Source organism: Streptomyces sp. ISL-66, from assembly GCF_018614135.1.
In the GTDB taxonomy this organism is placed as follows: Bacteria; Actinomycetota; Actinomycetes; order Streptomycetales; family Streptomycetaceae; genus Streptomyces.
In genome coordinates, this window is the sequence record NZ_JAGGOW010000034.1 from 26994 (window position 1) to 42985 (window position 15992).

Genomic DNA, 15992 nt, shown 5'->3' on the forward strand with positions numbered 1-15992 from the left:
GCGGCTGTGCGCGCGCTGTGCGCGGGACAACGCACCGCCCGCCCAGCCCGCGCCCCCACGCACGCATCGCACGGGCGAGGGCGCACTTCCGCTCCGAGCCGACTGGTCAGCGATTCCCGAGGGCGTTGAGCCGGGCGGCCTGGCGGGTCAGGTGGTCGCGCTCGGCGAGGTTGGGCGCCTTCCGGGCCGCCTCGGCGTACAGCAGTGCCGCCGTCGCCAGGTCGCCGTCGCGCTCGTGGAGGTACGCCGCCACCGCCGTGTGGCGGGGCAGTGCCTCGTCCAGCGCCGCGAGGGCGGCCAGGCCGGCGCGCGGTCCGTCGGCCTGGCCGACGGCCACCGCGCGGTTGAGCCGGACGACCGGGCTGTCGGTCAGGCGCGCGAGTTCGTCGTACCACTCGACGATCTGCACCCAGTCGGTCTCCTCCGCGGTCCGCGCGTCGGCGTGGAGTGCCGCGATGGCGGCCTGGGCCTGGAACTCGCCCAAGCGGTCGCGGGCGAGGGCCACCTGCAAGATGGCGACGCCCTCGGCGATCGACCGGGTGTCCCACAGGCCGCGGTCCTGCTCCGCGAGCGGCACGAGGCTGCCGTCGGGGGCGGTCCGGGCGGCGCGCCGGGCGTGGTGGACCAGCATGAGGGCGAGCAACCCCGCCACCTCGGGGTGGTCGACCTGGGTCGCGAGCTGCCGGGTGAGCCGGATGGCCTCGGCGGCCAGGTCGACGTTGCCCGAGTAGCCCTCGTTGAAGACCAGGTAGAGGACGCGCAGCACGGTGGCGACATCGCCGGGCCGGTCGAACCGCACGCCCGAGACGGTGCGCTTGGCCCGGCTGATGCGCTGCGCCATGGTCGCCTCGGGGACCAGGTAGGCCTGGGCGATCTGGCGGGTGGTCAGGCCGCCGACCGCGCGCAGCGTGAGGGCGACCGCGGACGACGGGCTCAGCGACGGGTGGGCGCACAGGAAGTAGAGCTGGAGCGTGTCGTCCACCGTGGACGCGGGCCCGGGGGCCGGCTCCTCGTCGACGAGGTCCTCGCGCCGACGGCGAGCGGTGTCCGCTCGGGTCGCGTCGAGGAAGCGCCGCCAGGCCACGGTGATCAGCCAGCCCTTCGGGTCCCGCGGGGGATCGGTGGGCCAGACGCGGACCGCCTCGACCAGCGCGTCCTGTACGGCGTCCTCGGCCGCCGCGAAGTCGGCTCCGCGGCGGACGAGGATCGCGAGCACGTTCGGTGTGAGGCTCCGGAGAAGGATCTCGTTCACCTCGGCGCTCACTCCGTGATGGTGGGCGGCGCGGTCAGGAAGGGGCGCAGCTCGAGCCACTCGTGGATCGGCTTCCCGCCCGCCCCGGGGGCGGCCGACAGTTCCCCGGCCAGTTCGAGGGCGCGCTCGTAGCTGTCGACGTCGATCACCATCCAGCCGGCGATGAGGTCCTTGGTCTCGGCGAACGGGCCGTCGGTGACCGGCGGGCGCCCCTCGCCGTCGTAGCGGACGAAGGTTCCCTCGGGGGCCAGCGCCTGACCGTCGACGAACTCGCCGGTCTTCTCGAGCCGGTCCGCGAAGCCCTGCATGTACTGCATGTGGGCCGAGATCTCCTCCGGGGTCCACTGGGCCATGGGCACGTCGTTGACCGCGGCCGGGGCGCCGCGGTAGTGCTTGAGCAGCAGGTACTTGGCCATCGTATTTCTCCTCGGTACCGGTGCGACCCGTTCTGGTCGCCTTCGCAGCGGGGACGGAGCCGGCCACGGGTTCTCGACATCATCGCCGGAACTATTTTTTTCGGGTCTCGCGGACGGGGCTGGACGGCTCTGGACGGCTCTGGATGGGTCGGGCGGGCGCCTCGCGGCCCTCGCCGGCACGGCCCGTCCGGCCCCCCGCGCGCGCCCGACCCCTCCTGGTCTCCTTATCCCAACGCGTTCAGGAGTTCGCGCTCCCGCTCACTGCTCAAGCCGGCCCGGCGCGGCCGGTCCAGGCCCTGCTCCCGCTCCCAGCGCAGGGTGTCGGCCAGCATCTCCGCCCGTGGCCGGTGCCGCAGCCCGGCCGCTCCGGCCGCAGCACCGCTTCGGGCACTGAAGCCCGCCCAGTCCGGATCGGCCGCCCACATCGCGAGCGACTCCGGTCCCATGAACTCCGCCACGCCCTGCGCCAGCAGCCAGTCGGCGTCGGCCTCCACCACCGCCCCGGTATGCCCGCCGATCTCCCGGGAGAGAGCGACCCACTCTCCGAAGGGCACGACCGGGCCGACCGCGTCGTACGTCCCGGTCGTCCGCTTCTCCGCGCAGTCGAGCAGCCACGCCGCGAGGTCCCGCGCGTCGACCGCCTGCGTGGCAAGGCCGGGAGACGCCGGCACCAGCAGGGGCGCCAGCGGCGCACGGGCCGCTCGGCCGACCCAGTAGCCGGTGCGGCCGCTGTGGTCGCCGGGGCCGCCGATGAGTCCTGCCCGCGCGATGAGGAGCCGGTCGCCCACCGCGGCCGCCGAGGCCTCCTCACAGGCCACCTTGGCCTCCCCGTACTCCTCGCGGTCGACCTCGTCGCGCTCGGCCGCCGGGAGCAGTGCCGTCGACTCGTCCGCGTCCAGCTGCGCGTGTGAGGCGTAGGCGCTGACCGACGACACGTACGACCAGTGGCCCGCTCTGTCACCGAGCGCCGCCAGCGCGCCGCGTACGAAGCCGGGTTGCCACGACACCTCGACCACCGCGTCCCAGTCCCGGCCCGCCAGGCTTTCGTACGCCGACGGATCGCGCCGGTCCGCGGCGACCAGCGCCGCGCCCTCGGTCACTTCGCCGCTCTCGCCGCGAGCCAGGCACGTCACGCCGTGGCCGCGTTCCAGCGCCTGCCGCGAAATCTCGCGTCCCAACCATGCCGTTCCACCCAAAACCAAGATGTCCATCAGCCCACTAGAACACGGGCTTTGCGGCTGCCGGCCCCCGCTTCGCCGAGAGCGGAGCGGTCGGCCGGGGGAAGTCGTGGTTTCGGTGTTCCTCTTTGAGGAGGCGGACTCCGACCCCCTCTGCGCACAGCGGGCGCCGGGATCCGCTTCGGCGCGGGACCGGAAGTTGACATGCTCGCCCGTGGGGAATTAGCGTCGAATTACTTCATGACCTCAATCATCTAACCTCTTAAGCAGTCTCGCCGCCTGGGACAGCGCCATCAGTGGAAGGGCACAGCCAATGAACCCCGCCCAGCACGCAGCGGCCGTCGCGGCCGAGGCCGCCGGATTCGTCGCCGTCGTCAGGGGAGCCGATCCCTCCACCACGGTGCCGACCTGCCCCGGCTGGACCCTCGGGGACCTCACGCAGCACGTCGGCAGCGTGCACCGCTGGTTCACGGAGCTGCTTCGCCGGCGCATCCAGCAGCCGCCGACCAGCCGTGAGGTGGACCTGCGGCTGCCGGAGCGCCCCGACGCCTTGCCGGACTGGCTCGCCGCGAGCGCGGCGGAGGCCGCCGAGGTGTTCGCCGCCATCGACCTGAACGCGCCGATGTGGGCGTGGAGAGTGGACCAGCACGCCCGGTTCTGGGTCCGGCGCATGCTCTTCGAGACCCTCGTCCACCGGGTCGACGCCCAACTCGCACTCGGGCTCTCACCGCACGTCGACCGCGTACTGGCGGTCGACGGCATCGACGAGTTCCTCACCAACCTCCCCTTCGCCGCCCCCTTCGCGCCGCTCACCGCCCAGCTGCGCGCCCCTGACCGGACCATTCGCTTCAGTTGCACAGACGGCGACGGCGATGGCGGCGAGGGCGGCTGGCTGATCGGCCTGCGCCCCGACGGCTTCGCGCTGATGGCCGACCGCGCCGAGCCCCGCACGGCGGACGCCACGGCCCGGGGGACGGCCGCCGACCTCCTCCTGCTCCTCTACGGCCGCCTGGACCATCGGAGCGGTGCCTTCCACCTCCTCGGCGACCCCGACCTGCTCGCCCACTGGTTCGCCCACTCGGCCTTCTAGCCCCGATCTGCGCGGTCGCCGCCGTGGGCCGGTCCCGGGAGCAGATCGCGTCCCCGCACTTCGCACGGCGGAAGCCAACCCGAGGTGAAACACTCGAGGTGAACACTTCGAGGTGAACCACATGGACTGGACCATAGAACGCCCACCCGAAGGCCCCGGCTCCACTCCGGAGCGGCCGGATCCCATGCCCCGCGATCCGGTACCCCGCGATCCGGTGCCCGCGGATCCCGGCCCGGAGCCCCGTGAGCCCCGTCCGGCTCCCGATCAGCCCTCGCCCGGCGAGCCGCCCCCGGTGCAGGAACCCCCCGACTGAAACCCCGGCTGAAGGCATGCCGACCTCGGGGGCCGTGGCGAGGGCTCGGTGGTACGGACGGGCGCGCCTGGGACCTCGCCGTCACCGAGGCGACGCCCCGAGAACACCCGGACGCGCCCTGCCCTGCCGCGCATCCTCGTCGGCCCGGCCCCGGGCCACGGAAGGCGAGCCGACGGGGCGCGGCCGCTGACGGGTCCCGCAGGCCGCGGCCGGCGCGAGGCACCGTACGGTGACGGCTCCCGGGGGTGAGGCTCCGGCCGCGGCGCTAGTGGTGCCGGTTGAGCGAGCGCACGAGCACGAACAGTGCGAACGCCATGACGAGCAGGTGCACCCAGGCGGGGCCGGGCGCGGAGTCGAAGGCCAGCGAGGTGAGGTGTTGAGAGGTCATGCTGCGCTCCTGCCCGCATCGGCCGGTTCGACGCACCGCAAGTGCCGGTCGCCCTTGGCCGCTCCCCGCCACCGGCTTCGCGGGAAGACGTGGAAGGTGCGGGCAGGTCGGGTGCCCGAGGGCCTAAAGGTGCCAGGGCGACGAAATGTGACGTATCGTCAATCGAACAGTGCGAGCGAAGGGTTCTGGCTAGGCTCGGACCGTGTCTGACGAGCTGCCCCTCGCCGCCTTGACGGCGACCGCCCTGACCGAAGGCGTCAGGTTCCTCTACGAGCAGGCGGGCGCGCTGCTCGCGCGCCGCCGCGAGCGGGCGGCCGAGGCGGACTCGCCCACTCCGCCGGTCGTCGCAGAGCCGCACGAGTTGCCGGCCGCCGATCCGGTCCTGGTGGAGCGGTTCGAGGTGGCGTTGCGGGGCCTGCGGGCAGATCTCCACGAATACGCCTGCGGCGTCGACCCCGTGACCCCCGCCGACCGGGACCTCCTGGTCCGCGTCGATGCCCTGCGCCGGGTCCTGGAGGCGATCCACGGCACGTCGCTGCTCTTCGCCGGAGAGCCTGACGAGTCGGGGGGCCAGGGGGAGCGGGGGGAGCAGGGCGGACCGGGCGAGTCGGCCGTGGTGCGTGGCCGGGTCGAGATCGAGGAGGTGGCCGGCTACGTGGCCGCCGTACGCGCCGAGCAGGCGACCGGCACGATCGAGGGCCACGTGCGGGCGAAGCGGGTGGGACAGGGCGGAGAGGTCATCGGGGTGGACCTCGGAACCGAGCGGCCCAGGCGGTAGATCCACCGTGGACCGAACCGACCGAACCGACCGAACCGACCGGAACTTCGACGACCTCGTCCGCGCCCGCACCGGATCCGACTTCATCGAGCGCCGCTGGCTCCAGGAACGGATCGAACGGGCGAGGGAGAGCCATCTCCTGGTCACCGGCGAGCCCGGAGCCGGCAAGACGAGTCTGCTCGCCGGTCTGGCCCGCGCCCACCCCGACTGGCTGCGCTACTTCGCCCGGAGGGACAGTCGCAGCGCGCTCGCCGGTGGAGACGTGCAGTCCTTCCTCCTCGCGATCGGCCACCAGCTCGCCCGCCACCGCCCCGGCCTCTTCCAGCCGCAGCGCCTGGAAGTGGTGGTCCGTCAGCACGTCGATACGCTCCTGCCCGACGGCAGCGTGGTCGGGATCAGGATCGACGACCTGAAGGTCTCACCGTTCTACCGGACCGCGAGCCTGCACGTGGAACAGCGGGTCACCGAGGCGGCCGGAGCCGTCAGCGGCATCGAGATCGGCACCGCCGGCGTCGAACCACGACTCCTGGAACCCGCCAACCTGGCCTACCTGGCACTGATCGGCCCGGCGGAGGCCCTGCTCGCCGAGGATCCGACGGCCAGGATCGTGATCCTGCTCGACGCCCTGGACGAGTTCGGCGCGGGTCCCGCACCCACCAGCCTGCTGCGGTGGCTGGCACAGGGACCCGAACTGCCCCCCAACGTGACGCTCGTCATGACCTCCCGGCCCCACGCCGCCCTGGCGCCCCTGCGGCACCGGGCCACCGAACTGCCGATCGACCCCACCTCCCCGCAGGTCGTCGAGGACCTGCTCGCCTTCGCAGCCCAGGTCCTGTCGACGGAGCCCCTCAGCGCCGCGGCCGAGGCCGCCGGCCTCTACCCGGACGCCTTCCACCGCGACGTCGTACGCCGCGCCGGCGGAAACTTCCTCTACCTCTCGACCTACGCCCGCGCCCTGGCCGGGGCCGTCACCGCCGCGGACCGCGGGCTCACCGCCCGCCTGCTCGACCTGGCCGAACTCCCGCACGGCCTGACCGGCCTGTACGCCTACTTCGTCGAGACCGCCCGCGCCGACCTCGGCAGCCTCGGCATGCTGGAGGTCCGCGAGCCCCGCGGCCCCGCCGATACGCTGACACCCGCCTGGGAAGGCGTCGGCCAGCCCCTCCTGGGCGTCCTCGCCGTCGCACGGGAGCCGCTGACCGTCGAGCAGCTGACCGCGCTCGCCGGTCTGCGGGTGTGGCCCCGGGCCGTACGCAACGTCCTGGCCCGGGTGCGCTGGCTCCTTGACGAACGGGACGGCCGGACGAGCCTCTACCACGCGTCGATCGGGGAGTTCCTCACCGCCGAGCGGACCCGCCACGACCACCCCGACAGCTGGATCGACGCCGTCGAATGGCACCAGCGGATCGTCCGCCACTACCGCGGCGCCGCCCGCGGCTGGGCCGAGGTGCCCTGGGACGCCGTCGACGGCTACGGGCTGCTCCACCTCGCGGACCACGCGCTGCTCAGCGGGCCCGCGATCGCAGGCGAGGCCGTCGGTGAACTCGCCTGCCCCGGCCTGCTGGAGGCGATCCGGCGGACCTTCGGCAACCACCGCCACTTCCAACGCCTCGCCGCCCTTCTCGCCGACCACGCCATCGAGCACCTCACTCTCGAGACCGGCCTGCCGGCCGTCCTGTACCTCGGCATCGTCCGCCGCCAACTCCTGAGCACCAGCCGCACCGTGGCCCCGCCGACCCTCGGACTGCTCGCCCGCCTTGGACGCACCGAGGAGGCACTGGAGCACATGGCGGCCATGGAGCCCTCCCACCAGCAGTTCCAGGCGGTGTTCGCGATCCTGGAGCACGCACGGCCCGGCGACGGCGAACCCGTCCGCCGCGATCTGCTGGAACTGCTGATCCAGACCGCCTACGCCATCCCGCCGAGCACGGACCGCTACGGGCGGGTCTGGCGGTCCACCGAGCCCTTCCGCACCGCCGCGAAACGCCTGGCCCCGTACGACCTGGACCGGGCACTGCGCCTGTGGCGGCACGCCTGGGACATCGACTTCGCCGACCGCGGCACGGGCGCGCCCGGATTCCAGGAGCCGCCGGACCCCGTCTACTTCGCCGCCGCCGCAGCCGAGAAGGACACCGCCAGGGCGAGCGCCCTGATCGCCTCGATCAGCGCCACCGCGGCCGGAATGAACCTACTGGGCCTCGACCGAGGCCAGGACCAGCCGAACGCGTACCTCGACCTCGCGGCGCGGGCCGGGACCGGGGCCGCCGAGGTTCCCGGCCTGCTGCGGCTGGCCGAGCCGGGTCTGGCGAGGGCGAGCAAGACCACCCGGCTGCGCGGCCTGGCGAGGCTGGCGGCCGCCTGGGCCCCGTACGACCGGACCGAGACGCAGCGGGTCCTCGCCGCGCTGCGGGCCGAGGCGGACCAAGAGCCCCGGGACCCCCTGGGGTTCGCCCACGCGCTGGTCGACGCCGCGGCCGAGACCGCCGGGGCCCACTTCGACACGGCGCGCCACCTGCTGCGACGCGTGGCGGAGCAACCGCTGAACGGGATCACGAACCTGGCCCATCTGCACATGGCCCGGCTGCTCGCCTCCTGGGGCGAGACGGAGCGGGCGCGCGTCCTCATCGACCGGGTGGTGGCCGCCGAGAGGCACGAAGTCATCCATGCGGGTGCGGCCCTGGGCACCTTCGACCGGGGCGCCGCGCTCCGGATGCTGGAACGCGCCTACGACGGTCTCCCATCGGCCGACGACCCCGACGAACGGAGCATGCGCGCGCACCAGCTCCAGCAGCTGGCCATCGAGATGATCCGGTACGACACCGCGCGAGCGGCCCAACTGGCCCGTGAACTGGCCGGTACCGCGGGTGGTGGCTACGCATCGGACGGATACTCCACGCTGGTCCGCATCGCCCACGAGTGCCTCGACCGCGGAGACACCGCACAGGCGCAGGCACTCCTGGCCGAGTGCCTGCGCGCCGACGAAGGCGTCCCGACCCTGGTGGGCGGCAGGCCGTCCGGCTTCTACCGGCCTGCCACCGACGGACCCGCCATGCCGATCGGACCCACCTACCTCCAGGCCGTCGCCCACCACTACAACAGCACCCACGAGTGGGCGGCGCGCGCCAACAACTACTTCCATCGGGACCCGGCCGACGTGGTCCGCACCGTCTCGCTAGGCCCTTACAGCTGGGGCCGCACCGCCCGGACCCTCGCCGAGGCCCTCGCACGACGGGACCCGCGGCACCTGCCCCGCGCCACCGCCGTCGTGGACGCCCTCACCGACTGGGACGAGCACACGATCGGCCTGGCCGGACTCCTCCGCTGCGCCACCCCGCGGAACCGGCGCGCGAAGGCGCTCCTGTCGGACAGGCTGGACGAGGCGCTCGCCGCCGTACCCGCCTACGAATGGCTCGCGGGCGATTCCGACGCCGAGGCCTGGGCCTACGAGCGCCCCGACCACCGCGTGCGCTTCGAGGTCGCCCTGCGGACCGCCCCGTTCCGCCACCGAGCCCGCGAGCTGGTGGCGGGCGCCGCTTTCCTGTCGTTCGTCCTCGAACTGCACCGCACCGCCCGGGCGTCGCGGACCTTCGCGGACAGCATGCTGGGCAAGGCCCGCTACGACTCCGAGGCCCGGGAGACGCACGAGCGCACGCTCGGATCCGAATGGCGCCCGGACAGCGACCATCTGCTCGTCGACCTGACCCGGGCGGCCGCGGCCTTCTACGAACACACGGCGGCCGCCGCGGGCCAGCCCGTTCACGTTCCCCCCTCGCCGCGGCCGCACGAAATCCAGGAGCCGATCTACGCGGCCGCCGCGGAAGTGGTGTCACCGGCCGGCGGGCAGGGCCCCACGCCGGCTGCCCTCTCCTGGATCCGCGACCTGATCGCCAAGGGCCGGGTCGTAGCCGCCGCCCAACTGACCGCGTTCGCCGCGGAAGTCCACCCCGCCGACACCGAGCACGTGCGCGCACTGGCCACCGAGGTGATCGCCGCGACGGAGCGGACGGCACCGGTCACCCGGCTCGCCGCACTCGCGCGTCTCGCGCTGTCCCCGGCCCTGACCGACCTGGTCGACCCCACGGACGTGCTGCGGGAGACCACCCGCCCCGGTGTGCCGACCACGGGCCAGCCGTGGGTACCCCAGCAGGCCCGCCACCTGCTGTTCCCCGTGCAACTGACCCGTCACCCGTCCGCCGCGCTCCGCCAGTTCCACGACGCCGTCACCGACAGCTGGGAGGAGGCGACGGCCCTGCTGGAACACGGCTGCGAGCAGCTCCTCGACGCCCTCGGCCCCGACACCGTCACGATCCTGCACACGGCGATCCAGCGCGCCCTGCGGTGCACCTCGCCCGACGGCACGGAGCCCGACACGGTGGACGGACTCCGCCGGCCGGCGTCCTGAGCGGCGGATCGCGAGGTCATCTGCACACGTCCGTGACGGCCGCTGCACGGCGGCCGATCCGGACTGGAGGCCGGACCGGAACCTCGGTGCCTGACTGGCGTACTCGATAGCCTTCATCGGATCTGGACGGACTTCCCGAGGCTCCGGATCGAGGTGTCCTACGAGGCTTCGGAGAGCCGCTTCGTGCTGCCTCGGCCCCACTCGTTGCCGGGGGGATATCGTGACCTGGGGCCGGACCAGCAGCGATGAGGAGGACGCGATGAACACGGCCGACGAGGGACGGCAGTGGCCGGACGAGGTCAGTGTCGACAACGCGAGGACGACGCTGCTCCAGCTCCTCGCGCGGGCGGGGGTCCCTGCTGACGACGCGCGGGAACTGATCGGGCTCCTGGAAGCGGGGGCGCTGGCTCTCGCGCACGAGCAGCTGAGCGGCGGCAGCGGCAGCGGCAGCGGCCGGAGCGTGCCCGGGGACAAGGGCGAGGCGTACGAGTCGGGCTGGCTCGACGGCGCCGGGGAGGTGCTGGCGGAGCTCGGGGCAGTCGCCGAGCGGGCCCTGCTGCGGGTCGTGAGCCCGGACGGGCAGGAGGGCCGGACGGGGGAACGTACGCGCGCCGGGCGCATGGAGGTCGAGCGGGCGAAAGTGGCGCTCACGCCCCTGTACTTGTCGTTCACGGCGGTCTCGGAACTGGATCCGGAGGTCACCGAGGAGGTGCTCACCGCCGTCCTCGGCACGATGAGCCCCCGGCAGCGGGCCGCGTACGCCGGACGGCTGACGGCGTTCGCCAGGGCTCACCGGGACCGGCTGGAGCGACTGTTCGCGGAGTTCGGACCGGGCAGCGCCATCACGGTCCACGGTCGCTTCTCGCTCGTCCATTCCGTCACGAGCATCGCCGTACTGGAGCGCCTCGCCACCGCGCCGCAGGCGCTGCGCGAGGAGTGGGACGCCGCCGAGCTGCCGCCCGCGTGGCTGGACGGGCTGACCACCGCCTGGAACGCCCTGGCCTGAACGGCCGGGTGCCCCCGGCTGCTCGACCGATGGGGATCCACGAATCGGGTGGAGCGGTGACGCTACTCGCCCCACGGCGTGCTCACGGCGGTGTGGGCCGTCTCGGGCGCGGGCGAGGGCTTGATGTCCCGGTGCATGATTCCGGCATGGTGGGCCTCTGCCAGGGCATCGCATATCTGCGCGCCCCATCGGGCGGCGTCCGGCAAGCCGACGGCGCCTCGGCGCGGCTTTGCGTCCAGGCCCTCCACTCCCGAACCGGCTGCTGCCGAACCGGCGCGATGGCGATCATGACTCGACTGCGACGGCGACACGCCCGATACCCAGAATCCCACCAAACGGCCGGGCGCCCACCGAGATGGTTACCCGAATCCGGATCAGCTTTCCACCCGGACGTTGGCGGCCTTGCTGGACTCAGGTAGGCGGGTTGTCCTGGCCGGGCGCCCACCGATCCGCGGTAGGGGGCGGGCTGCCCGGCCGGGTGGATTTTCGGTCCGCGTCGCGATGAGAACGGGCTCCGCCGCCGGTCTACCCTTCAGACCCATCGTCCCGGAGGAGTGGCAGATGACCGAAACGACGATTCTCGACCTCGGGCCACAAGCCCGGATCGTGGCCGGTCTCGCGGCGGGCGTTCCCGACGGCGGGCTCGCCGACCCGACGCCCTGTCCCGAGTACGCGGTCGGCGACCTGCTGGGCCACCTCGCGGGCCTCGCCGTCGCTTTCCGCGATGCCGCCCGCAAGGACCTGGGCCCCACGACCGACACGGCCCCCGGCTCGGCCGCGCCCTCGCTGCCCGCCTCCTGGCGCGGGGAACTGCCCCGGGTCCTGGGCGAACTGGCCGAAGCCTGGGAGGATCCGGCCGCCTGGAGCGGCATGACCCGCGCGGGCGGCGTGGACCTGCCCGGCGACATCGCGGGTGCGGTGGTCATCGACGAACTGGTGGTGCACGGCTGGGACTTGGCGCGGGCCACCGGCCAGCAGTACGCACCCGATCAGTCCGCGCTCCAGGCCGCGCACGCCTTCCTGCTGGCGGCCGCCGAGGACGAGAGCCGTGGCGGGGGCATCTTCGGACCCGTCGTGCCCGTACGGGACGGCGCCCCACTGCTGGACCGGGCCGTCGGGCTGAGCGGACGTGACCCGGGCTGGACGCCGCCGACGACCCGGTGACGGAGGCGCGAGAGCCGGATCGGCCAGACCCGCGCCGCCGTTCCGGGGGTCGGGCGTGAGGGGTTTCCCGTTCGGCTCGGTCTCGTCGGGGAAGGCCCCCACCACAGCTCATCGGAATCACCGGTCGCGGCCGCCGCTCGCGACTGCCGATCGCGGCCGCCGATCAGAACCCGTCAGGAGCCGTCGGCGAAGACGGCGTACACGGACCGCCGGCCCGCGTACTCGCTCACGTTCCAGATCACGGACTCGCGGTAGGCCCAGTCGGTGGTGGTGCCGCTGTGGAAGCTGAGGTCCTCGCAGCCGACACCGAGCCGGACTACGGTGGAGGGCGTGTCGGTGCCGGAGGCGACCGTCCGCAGGTAGCCGTTGGAGGAAGGGCCGTCACTGCGCGACAGGTAGTGCTTGTTCTGGCGGGAGACCACGCCCTGGATCTTGCCCTGTTGCACCGTGACGGCTTCGGTCGCGGTGGTGGAGGCGAGCCCGCGCGTCGTGTAGTCGAGCGGCCACCGCACGATCTTGGGCATCTTGACCTGGGTTCCGTTGCCGTTCCACCCGGGCCCGGAGTAGTCCACGACGGGGGCGTCCAGGCTGGCGGCGTACTCGGTGATCGTGAGGCTGTCCGGGCTCGACGCCCGGTCGAGCCCGATCGCCGAGAAGCGCAGCAGGGTGCCGGTGTTGTCGTAGGCGGCGATCTGCGGAGCGACGAACCGGTAGTCGTACGCGTAGTAGCGGCCGTCCGTGTGCATCCCGCAGACGTCCGGGAGGCCGGTGCTGACCTCGAACATCCGGTCCAGATCGAAGACCCGCAGGCCCTTGTACGTGTCGACGACGTACAGCCGGTTGCCATACCACATGATCCCGCCCGCGTGCTTGCGGACGGGCTGGTAGGTGTAGGTGCCGTCGCTCGCACGGACCGGCTCGACGAGCAGGACGTGCCGGTACACGGGCGCGGAGGCCGAACTGTAGTCCACGAAGCTGAGGCGGATGCCCTTGTCGATCGCGAACTCGTCCACCTGGTCCTCGTCCGGGTCGGTCTCGAAGTACCACGACACCAGGACCACCCGCTTGCCGCCCGCGGGCCACAGCCCGGCGCCGAGCGCGTCGGCGCTCGTGGTGATCCCCTGCGGGATCCACTCGACCGCGTCCTGGTCGCCCGAGTTCCAGGTGAAGCCGTGCGAGAGCCCGCCTACGCCGGCCGGCGCCGAGGAGAGCTTGGTCGCGGGGCGGTTGGCGGTGGCCAGCACCTCGGAGACCCCCGCCGTGGGCAGGGACCGGGCCAGGCCCGCGATGTGGTCCGCGAACTGCCCCGAGGCGTTCGAGGTCCGCTCGGCCAGAGTGAACTGGCCGGGCGTGACGGTTCCCGCCTGCGCCGTGGCGGGGGCGAAGGCGGCGCCGGCCGCGGTGACGAACGGCGCGGCAGCCATTCCCTTGATGATCGTCCTGCGTGACATGGTCATGCGGCGAAAATCTAGATCGTCGCAACTCGTCGGCGCAAACCTTGGATGAGGATCAGTCAAGAGTGTTCGTGGGGGCCCGCTGTGCGACGGACCGAGGCGTACGAGTCGGCTGCGGGCCTTGGAAAACGGCAGCGAGACGTGACCCACCAGCGGGTAGCGGATGTTACGAACCCGCACCACGGCCCGCTCGTCGTAGATGCGGTAGTCGTTGGGGGCCCTCACCGATGGGGGTGTCGATCGCGCCGGGGGCAACCGCCGCCACTCGGATCCCGCGGGGTGCCAACTCGACCGTCCAGCTGCGGGGCAGCGGCTCCAGGGCGGTCTTGGTCGCCGGGTAGACCGGCCGAGATCATCTGTGGCGTCAGCGTGCCGAGGGCGCCGCTGCGCACTATGCCGGCGTTGTTGACCAGGACGTCCAGCCGGCCGTGTGTCTTGAGCACGGGAGCGTCCGGGCCTTGGCGTGTGAGGCGCCCATGGTTGTACCGATGTTTCCCAGGGCCGGGCAAGGCCGGGGCGCCCCCACGGGCAGCGGCTAGCAGACGATGAAAATGCTCCGCCAGCCGATCGGAGTGCGCTGCCCCGCGTTGCGATCGGACGGGAGCGTGAAGTGGGCGACGCCTTGAGCGTTGGGCTGGTTGTACATGCGCCCGGACTGGCCGTCGCCGTACCACTTGTACGACCCGTGGTACGGGATATTGGAGGCTCCGCAGGCGGTGATGACGTGGCTGCGCCCCGAGTAGCCCTCGCCTTCGTAGACGACGAGTTGTGACGCCGCGGCACTGCCGGCGGCAGCGACGACCGACATGGCCGCGGCGGCCAGGGCGACGGGAAACCTCTTCACGACATGACTCCTGAGCGTTGATCGACAACACAACGATGCAGAGAGTAGTGAATCAGCTACCCACAGTGCACGGCTGACGACGCGCTTCCCACCGTCTGAGCAGTCGCACGGGCGCTTCGGTGCTGTCCGTATCTGTGGGATACGTAGCCGGATAGTCATGGTGTGGCGATCTTTCGGCTCGGAGACTGGAGGTGCCGCCGGAGGGGCCGGTAGGGCAGCCGAAAGGACCAGGTGATCAGAGTGACTGGAAACGGATTCTCCGTACCCGCCACAGTGCGCGTGCCGGACTCCAAGCTCGCGCGAGAGGCGACCGAGCTCGTACGGGACAGTGTGAGCGACCTGATCTACGACCACTCCCGCCGCGTGTACTTCTTCGGCAGCCTCCGAGGCCGCGACCAGGAGCGCAGCTTCGATCCCGAACTGCTCTACGTCGCCGCCATGTTCCACGACCTCGGCCTCGGCGAGCCGTTCCGCGGCAGCGGGCGACGCTTCGAAGTCGACGGCGCCGACGCGGCCAGCCGCTTCCTGCGGACGCACCAGCTGCCCGAGGACGACATCCGGCGCGTGTGGACCGCCATCGCCCTGCACACGACCCCGGGCATCCCCGAGTTCATGGAGCCTGAGGTGGCACTGCTGACGGCGGGCGTCGAGTACGACGTCCTCGGCATCGGCTACCACGACGTCGACGAGGCGGACCGCGCCGCGGTCGTCGCCCTGCACCCGCGCCCGGGCTTCAAGGAGCGGATCCTGCAGGCCTTCGCCGACGGGATCCGGCCCAAACCGGAGACCACGTTCGGCAACGTCAAGGCCGACGTACTCGCGCACTACGTGCCGGGCTTCGAGCGCGGGAACTTCGTACGCACGGTCCTGGACTCCCCGTGGGCCGAATAGCCCCCGAGGGCCTGCGCCTCGGCCGTGGCGGGCGGGGCCGGGTGTGGCCGACGGCGAATGGAGTCATGGGTCGGGGCCGGAGCTCCGGCTGACCAACCGCATCACCGACGCTCCGACCCCGGGCCGCACCCTGCGCATCCTGTGCGAGAGGCCCCGTACCTCTGCTCAGGTGGGGATGGGGGAGTTGATCCCCATCAGGGCGAACCAGTCGCCGTCGACGTAGTTCTTCTTCCAGGTGTCGAGCTGCTTCTCGGAGATCTTGTACTTCTTGATGATCTTGTCCCTTGTCTTGTCGGAGTCGTCGGCGATCAGGGTCACGACGATGCGTACGCGGTCCACGACCGTCAGTTCCGACGCGGTCTTGTCGGGGAGGTCTTCGAAGCGGAAGCAGCCGGCTCGGCCGGGCTTGCCGGGTTCACCGGGCTCGCCGGGCCGGCCGCCCCTGCCGCCCTTGCCACCTTCTCCGCCCTTGCCGCCTTCGCCGCCCGCCGCGCAGTGCGTGGAGTCGCCGGCCGGAGCCGAGGAGACAGCGCCCGTGGGGGTGTGGGACTGCGAGGCCTGGGCGGCGCACGCCGTACCGGTGAAGAAGGCCAGGGAAGCGGCGGCCAGGATGATCGGACGCTGCCAGGAGCTTGTGAACATGAGACTTCTCCAATTTCGTGATCACGGGGTGCTGCCTGTGGGAACGGGGCTGAGAAAGGGTGGGGGGAGGGGGGAGGCCCGGGGGCCTCCACCCCGTCGATCCGGTTCCGGGGTTCAGGGGTTAGAAGATGCTGCCGCCTCCGGCGCCGCCACCGCCGCCCAGGCCGCCGAAGA

General features: G+C 72.4%; 13 protein-coding genes and 1 pseudogene. 6 read left to right on the forward strand and 8 right to left on the reverse strand.

What is annotated here, in order from left to right:
- Positions 1-106 precede the first annotated feature (106 nt).
- From J7E97_RS07500 to J7E97_RS07510, 3 genes are all read right to left on the reverse strand, one after another.
- Positions 107-1252, reverse strand: coding sequence for an RNA polymerase sigma factor (locus tag J7E97_RS07500; protein ID WP_215023690.1), 1146 nt, complete (start codon positions 1250-1252; stop codon positions 107-109).
- A gap of 8 nt (positions 1253-1260) precedes the next feature.
- Positions 1261-1668: a YciI family protein gene (locus J7E97_RS07505; protein WP_215023663.1), complete on the reverse strand. Its 408-nt coding sequence runs from the start codon at positions 1666-1668 to the stop codon at positions 1261-1263.
- A gap of 224 nt (positions 1669-1892) precedes the next feature.
- Positions 1893-2879: an NAD-dependent epimerase/dehydratase family protein gene (locus tag J7E97_RS07510; RefSeq protein ID WP_215023665.1), complete on the reverse strand. Its 987-nt coding sequence runs from the start codon at positions 2877-2879 to the stop codon at positions 1893-1895.
- Positions 2880-3159: 280 nt separating this feature from the next.
- Here J7E97_RS07510 and J7E97_RS07515 point away from each other — a divergent pair, with 280 nt between their 5' ends.
- The gene (locus tag J7E97_RS07515) at positions 3160-3936 is read left to right on the forward strand and encodes a maleylpyruvate isomerase family mycothiol-dependent enzyme (RefSeq protein ID WP_215023667.1); all 777 of its coding nucleotides are present in this window, start codon (positions 3160-3162) and stop codon (positions 3934-3936) included.
- Between the two features lie 578 nt (positions 3937-4514).
- On the opposite strand, the gene J7E97_RS36585 is transcribed toward J7E97_RS07515, so the two are convergent.
- Complete coding sequence (locus J7E97_RS36585; protein WP_285427954.1) at positions 4515-4637, reverse strand: hypothetical protein; 123 nt, start codon at positions 4635-4637, stop codon at positions 4515-4517.
- Positions 4638-4839: 202 nt separating this feature from the next.
- On the opposite strand from J7E97_RS36585, the gene J7E97_RS07520 reads away from it, so the two are divergent.
- The 4 genes from J7E97_RS07520 (at position 4840) to J7E97_RS07535 (ending at position 11987) form a co-directional block, all read left to right on the forward strand.
- A complete protein-coding gene (locus J7E97_RS07520) occupies positions 4840-5415 on the forward strand; it encodes a hypothetical protein (RefSeq protein ID WP_215023669.1) in 576 nt (191 codons plus the stop codon).
- A 7-nt stretch (positions 5416-5422) separates the two neighbouring features.
- A complete protein-coding gene (locus J7E97_RS07525; RefSeq protein WP_215023671.1) occupies positions 5423-9817 on the forward strand; it encodes a hypothetical protein in 4395 nt (1464 codons plus the stop codon).
- A gap of 259 nt (positions 9818-10076) precedes the next feature.
- Complete coding sequence (locus J7E97_RS07530; RefSeq protein ID WP_215023673.1) at positions 10077-10823, forward strand: hypothetical protein; 747 nt, start codon at positions 10077-10079, stop codon at positions 10821-10823.
- 561 nt (positions 10824-11384) lie between these two features.
- A complete protein-coding gene (locus J7E97_RS07535) occupies positions 11385-11987 on the forward strand; it encodes a TIGR03086 family metal-binding protein (protein WP_215023675.1) in 603 nt (200 codons plus the stop codon).
- A 173-nt stretch (positions 11988-12160) separates the two neighbouring features.
- On the opposite strand, the gene J7E97_RS07540 is transcribed toward J7E97_RS07535, so the two are convergent.
- The 3 genes and pseudogenes from J7E97_RS07540 to J7E97_RS07550 all read right to left on the reverse strand — a co-directional run bounded on the left by J7E97_RS07540 (position 12161) and on the right by J7E97_RS07550 (position 14285).
- On the reverse strand, positions 12161-13444 hold the full coding sequence (locus J7E97_RS07540; protein ID WP_215023677.1) for a hypothetical protein: 1284 nt from the start codon (positions 13442-13444) through the stop codon (positions 12161-12163).
- 190 nt (positions 13445-13634) lie between these two features.
- Positions 13635-13884 (reverse strand): annotated as a pseudogene (locus J7E97_RS35620) (SDR family NAD(P)-dependent oxidoreductase); the annotation flags it as partial.
- Positions 13885-13976: 92 nt separating this feature from the next.
- A complete protein-coding gene (locus tag J7E97_RS07550; protein ID WP_215023679.1) occupies positions 13977-14285 on the reverse strand; it encodes a MiAMP1 family antimicrobial peptide in 309 nt (102 codons plus the stop codon).
- A gap of 240 nt (positions 14286-14525) precedes the next feature.
- Here J7E97_RS07550 and J7E97_RS07555 point away from each other — a divergent pair, with 240 nt between their 5' ends.
- Positions 14526-15176: an HD domain-containing protein gene (locus J7E97_RS07555; RefSeq protein WP_215023681.1), complete on the forward strand. Its 651-nt coding sequence runs from the start codon at positions 14526-14528 to the stop codon at positions 15174-15176.
- Positions 15177-15341: 165 nt separating this feature from the next.
- Here J7E97_RS07555 and J7E97_RS07560 read toward each other — a convergent pair whose 3' ends face one another.
- Entirely contained in the window at positions 15342-15818 is a 477-nt protein-coding gene (locus tag J7E97_RS07560) for a hypothetical protein (RefSeq protein ID WP_215023683.1), read from the reverse strand.
- Positions 15819-15992 lie beyond the last annotated feature (174 nt).

Excerpts from the sequence above, each read along its gene's own strand:
- J7E97_RS07505 (WP_215023663.1), bottom strand. The coding sequence starts at position 1,668 with ATGGCCAAGTACCTGCTGCTCAAGCACTACCGCGGCGCCCCGGCCGCG.
- J7E97_RS07510 (WP_215023665.1), bottom strand. The coding sequence starts at position 2,879 with ATGGACATCTTGGTTTTGGGTGGAACGGCATGGTTGGGACGCGAGATT.
- J7E97_RS07515 (WP_215023667.1), top strand. The coding sequence starts at position 3,160 with ATGAACCCCGCCCAGCACGCAGCGGCCGTCGCGGCCGAGGCCGCCGGA.
- J7E97_RS36585 (WP_285427954.1), bottom strand. The coding sequence starts at position 4,637 with ATGACCTCTCAACACCTCACCTCGCTGGCCTTCGACTCCGCGCCCGGC.
- J7E97_RS07530 (WP_215023673.1), top strand. The coding sequence starts at position 10,077 with ATGAACACGGCCGACGAGGGACGGCAGTGGCCGGACGAGGTCAGTGTC.
- J7E97_RS07535 (WP_215023675.1), top strand. The coding sequence starts at position 11,385 with ATGACCGAAACGACGATTCTCGACCTCGGGCCACAAGCCCGGATCGTG.
- J7E97_RS07540 (WP_215023677.1), bottom strand. The coding sequence starts at position 13,444 with ATGACCATGTCACGCAGGACGATCATCAAGGGAATGGCTGCCGCGCCG.
- J7E97_RS07560 (WP_215023683.1), bottom strand. The coding sequence starts at position 15,818 with ATGTTCACAAGCTCCTGGCAGCGTCCGATCATCCTGGCCGCCGCTTCC.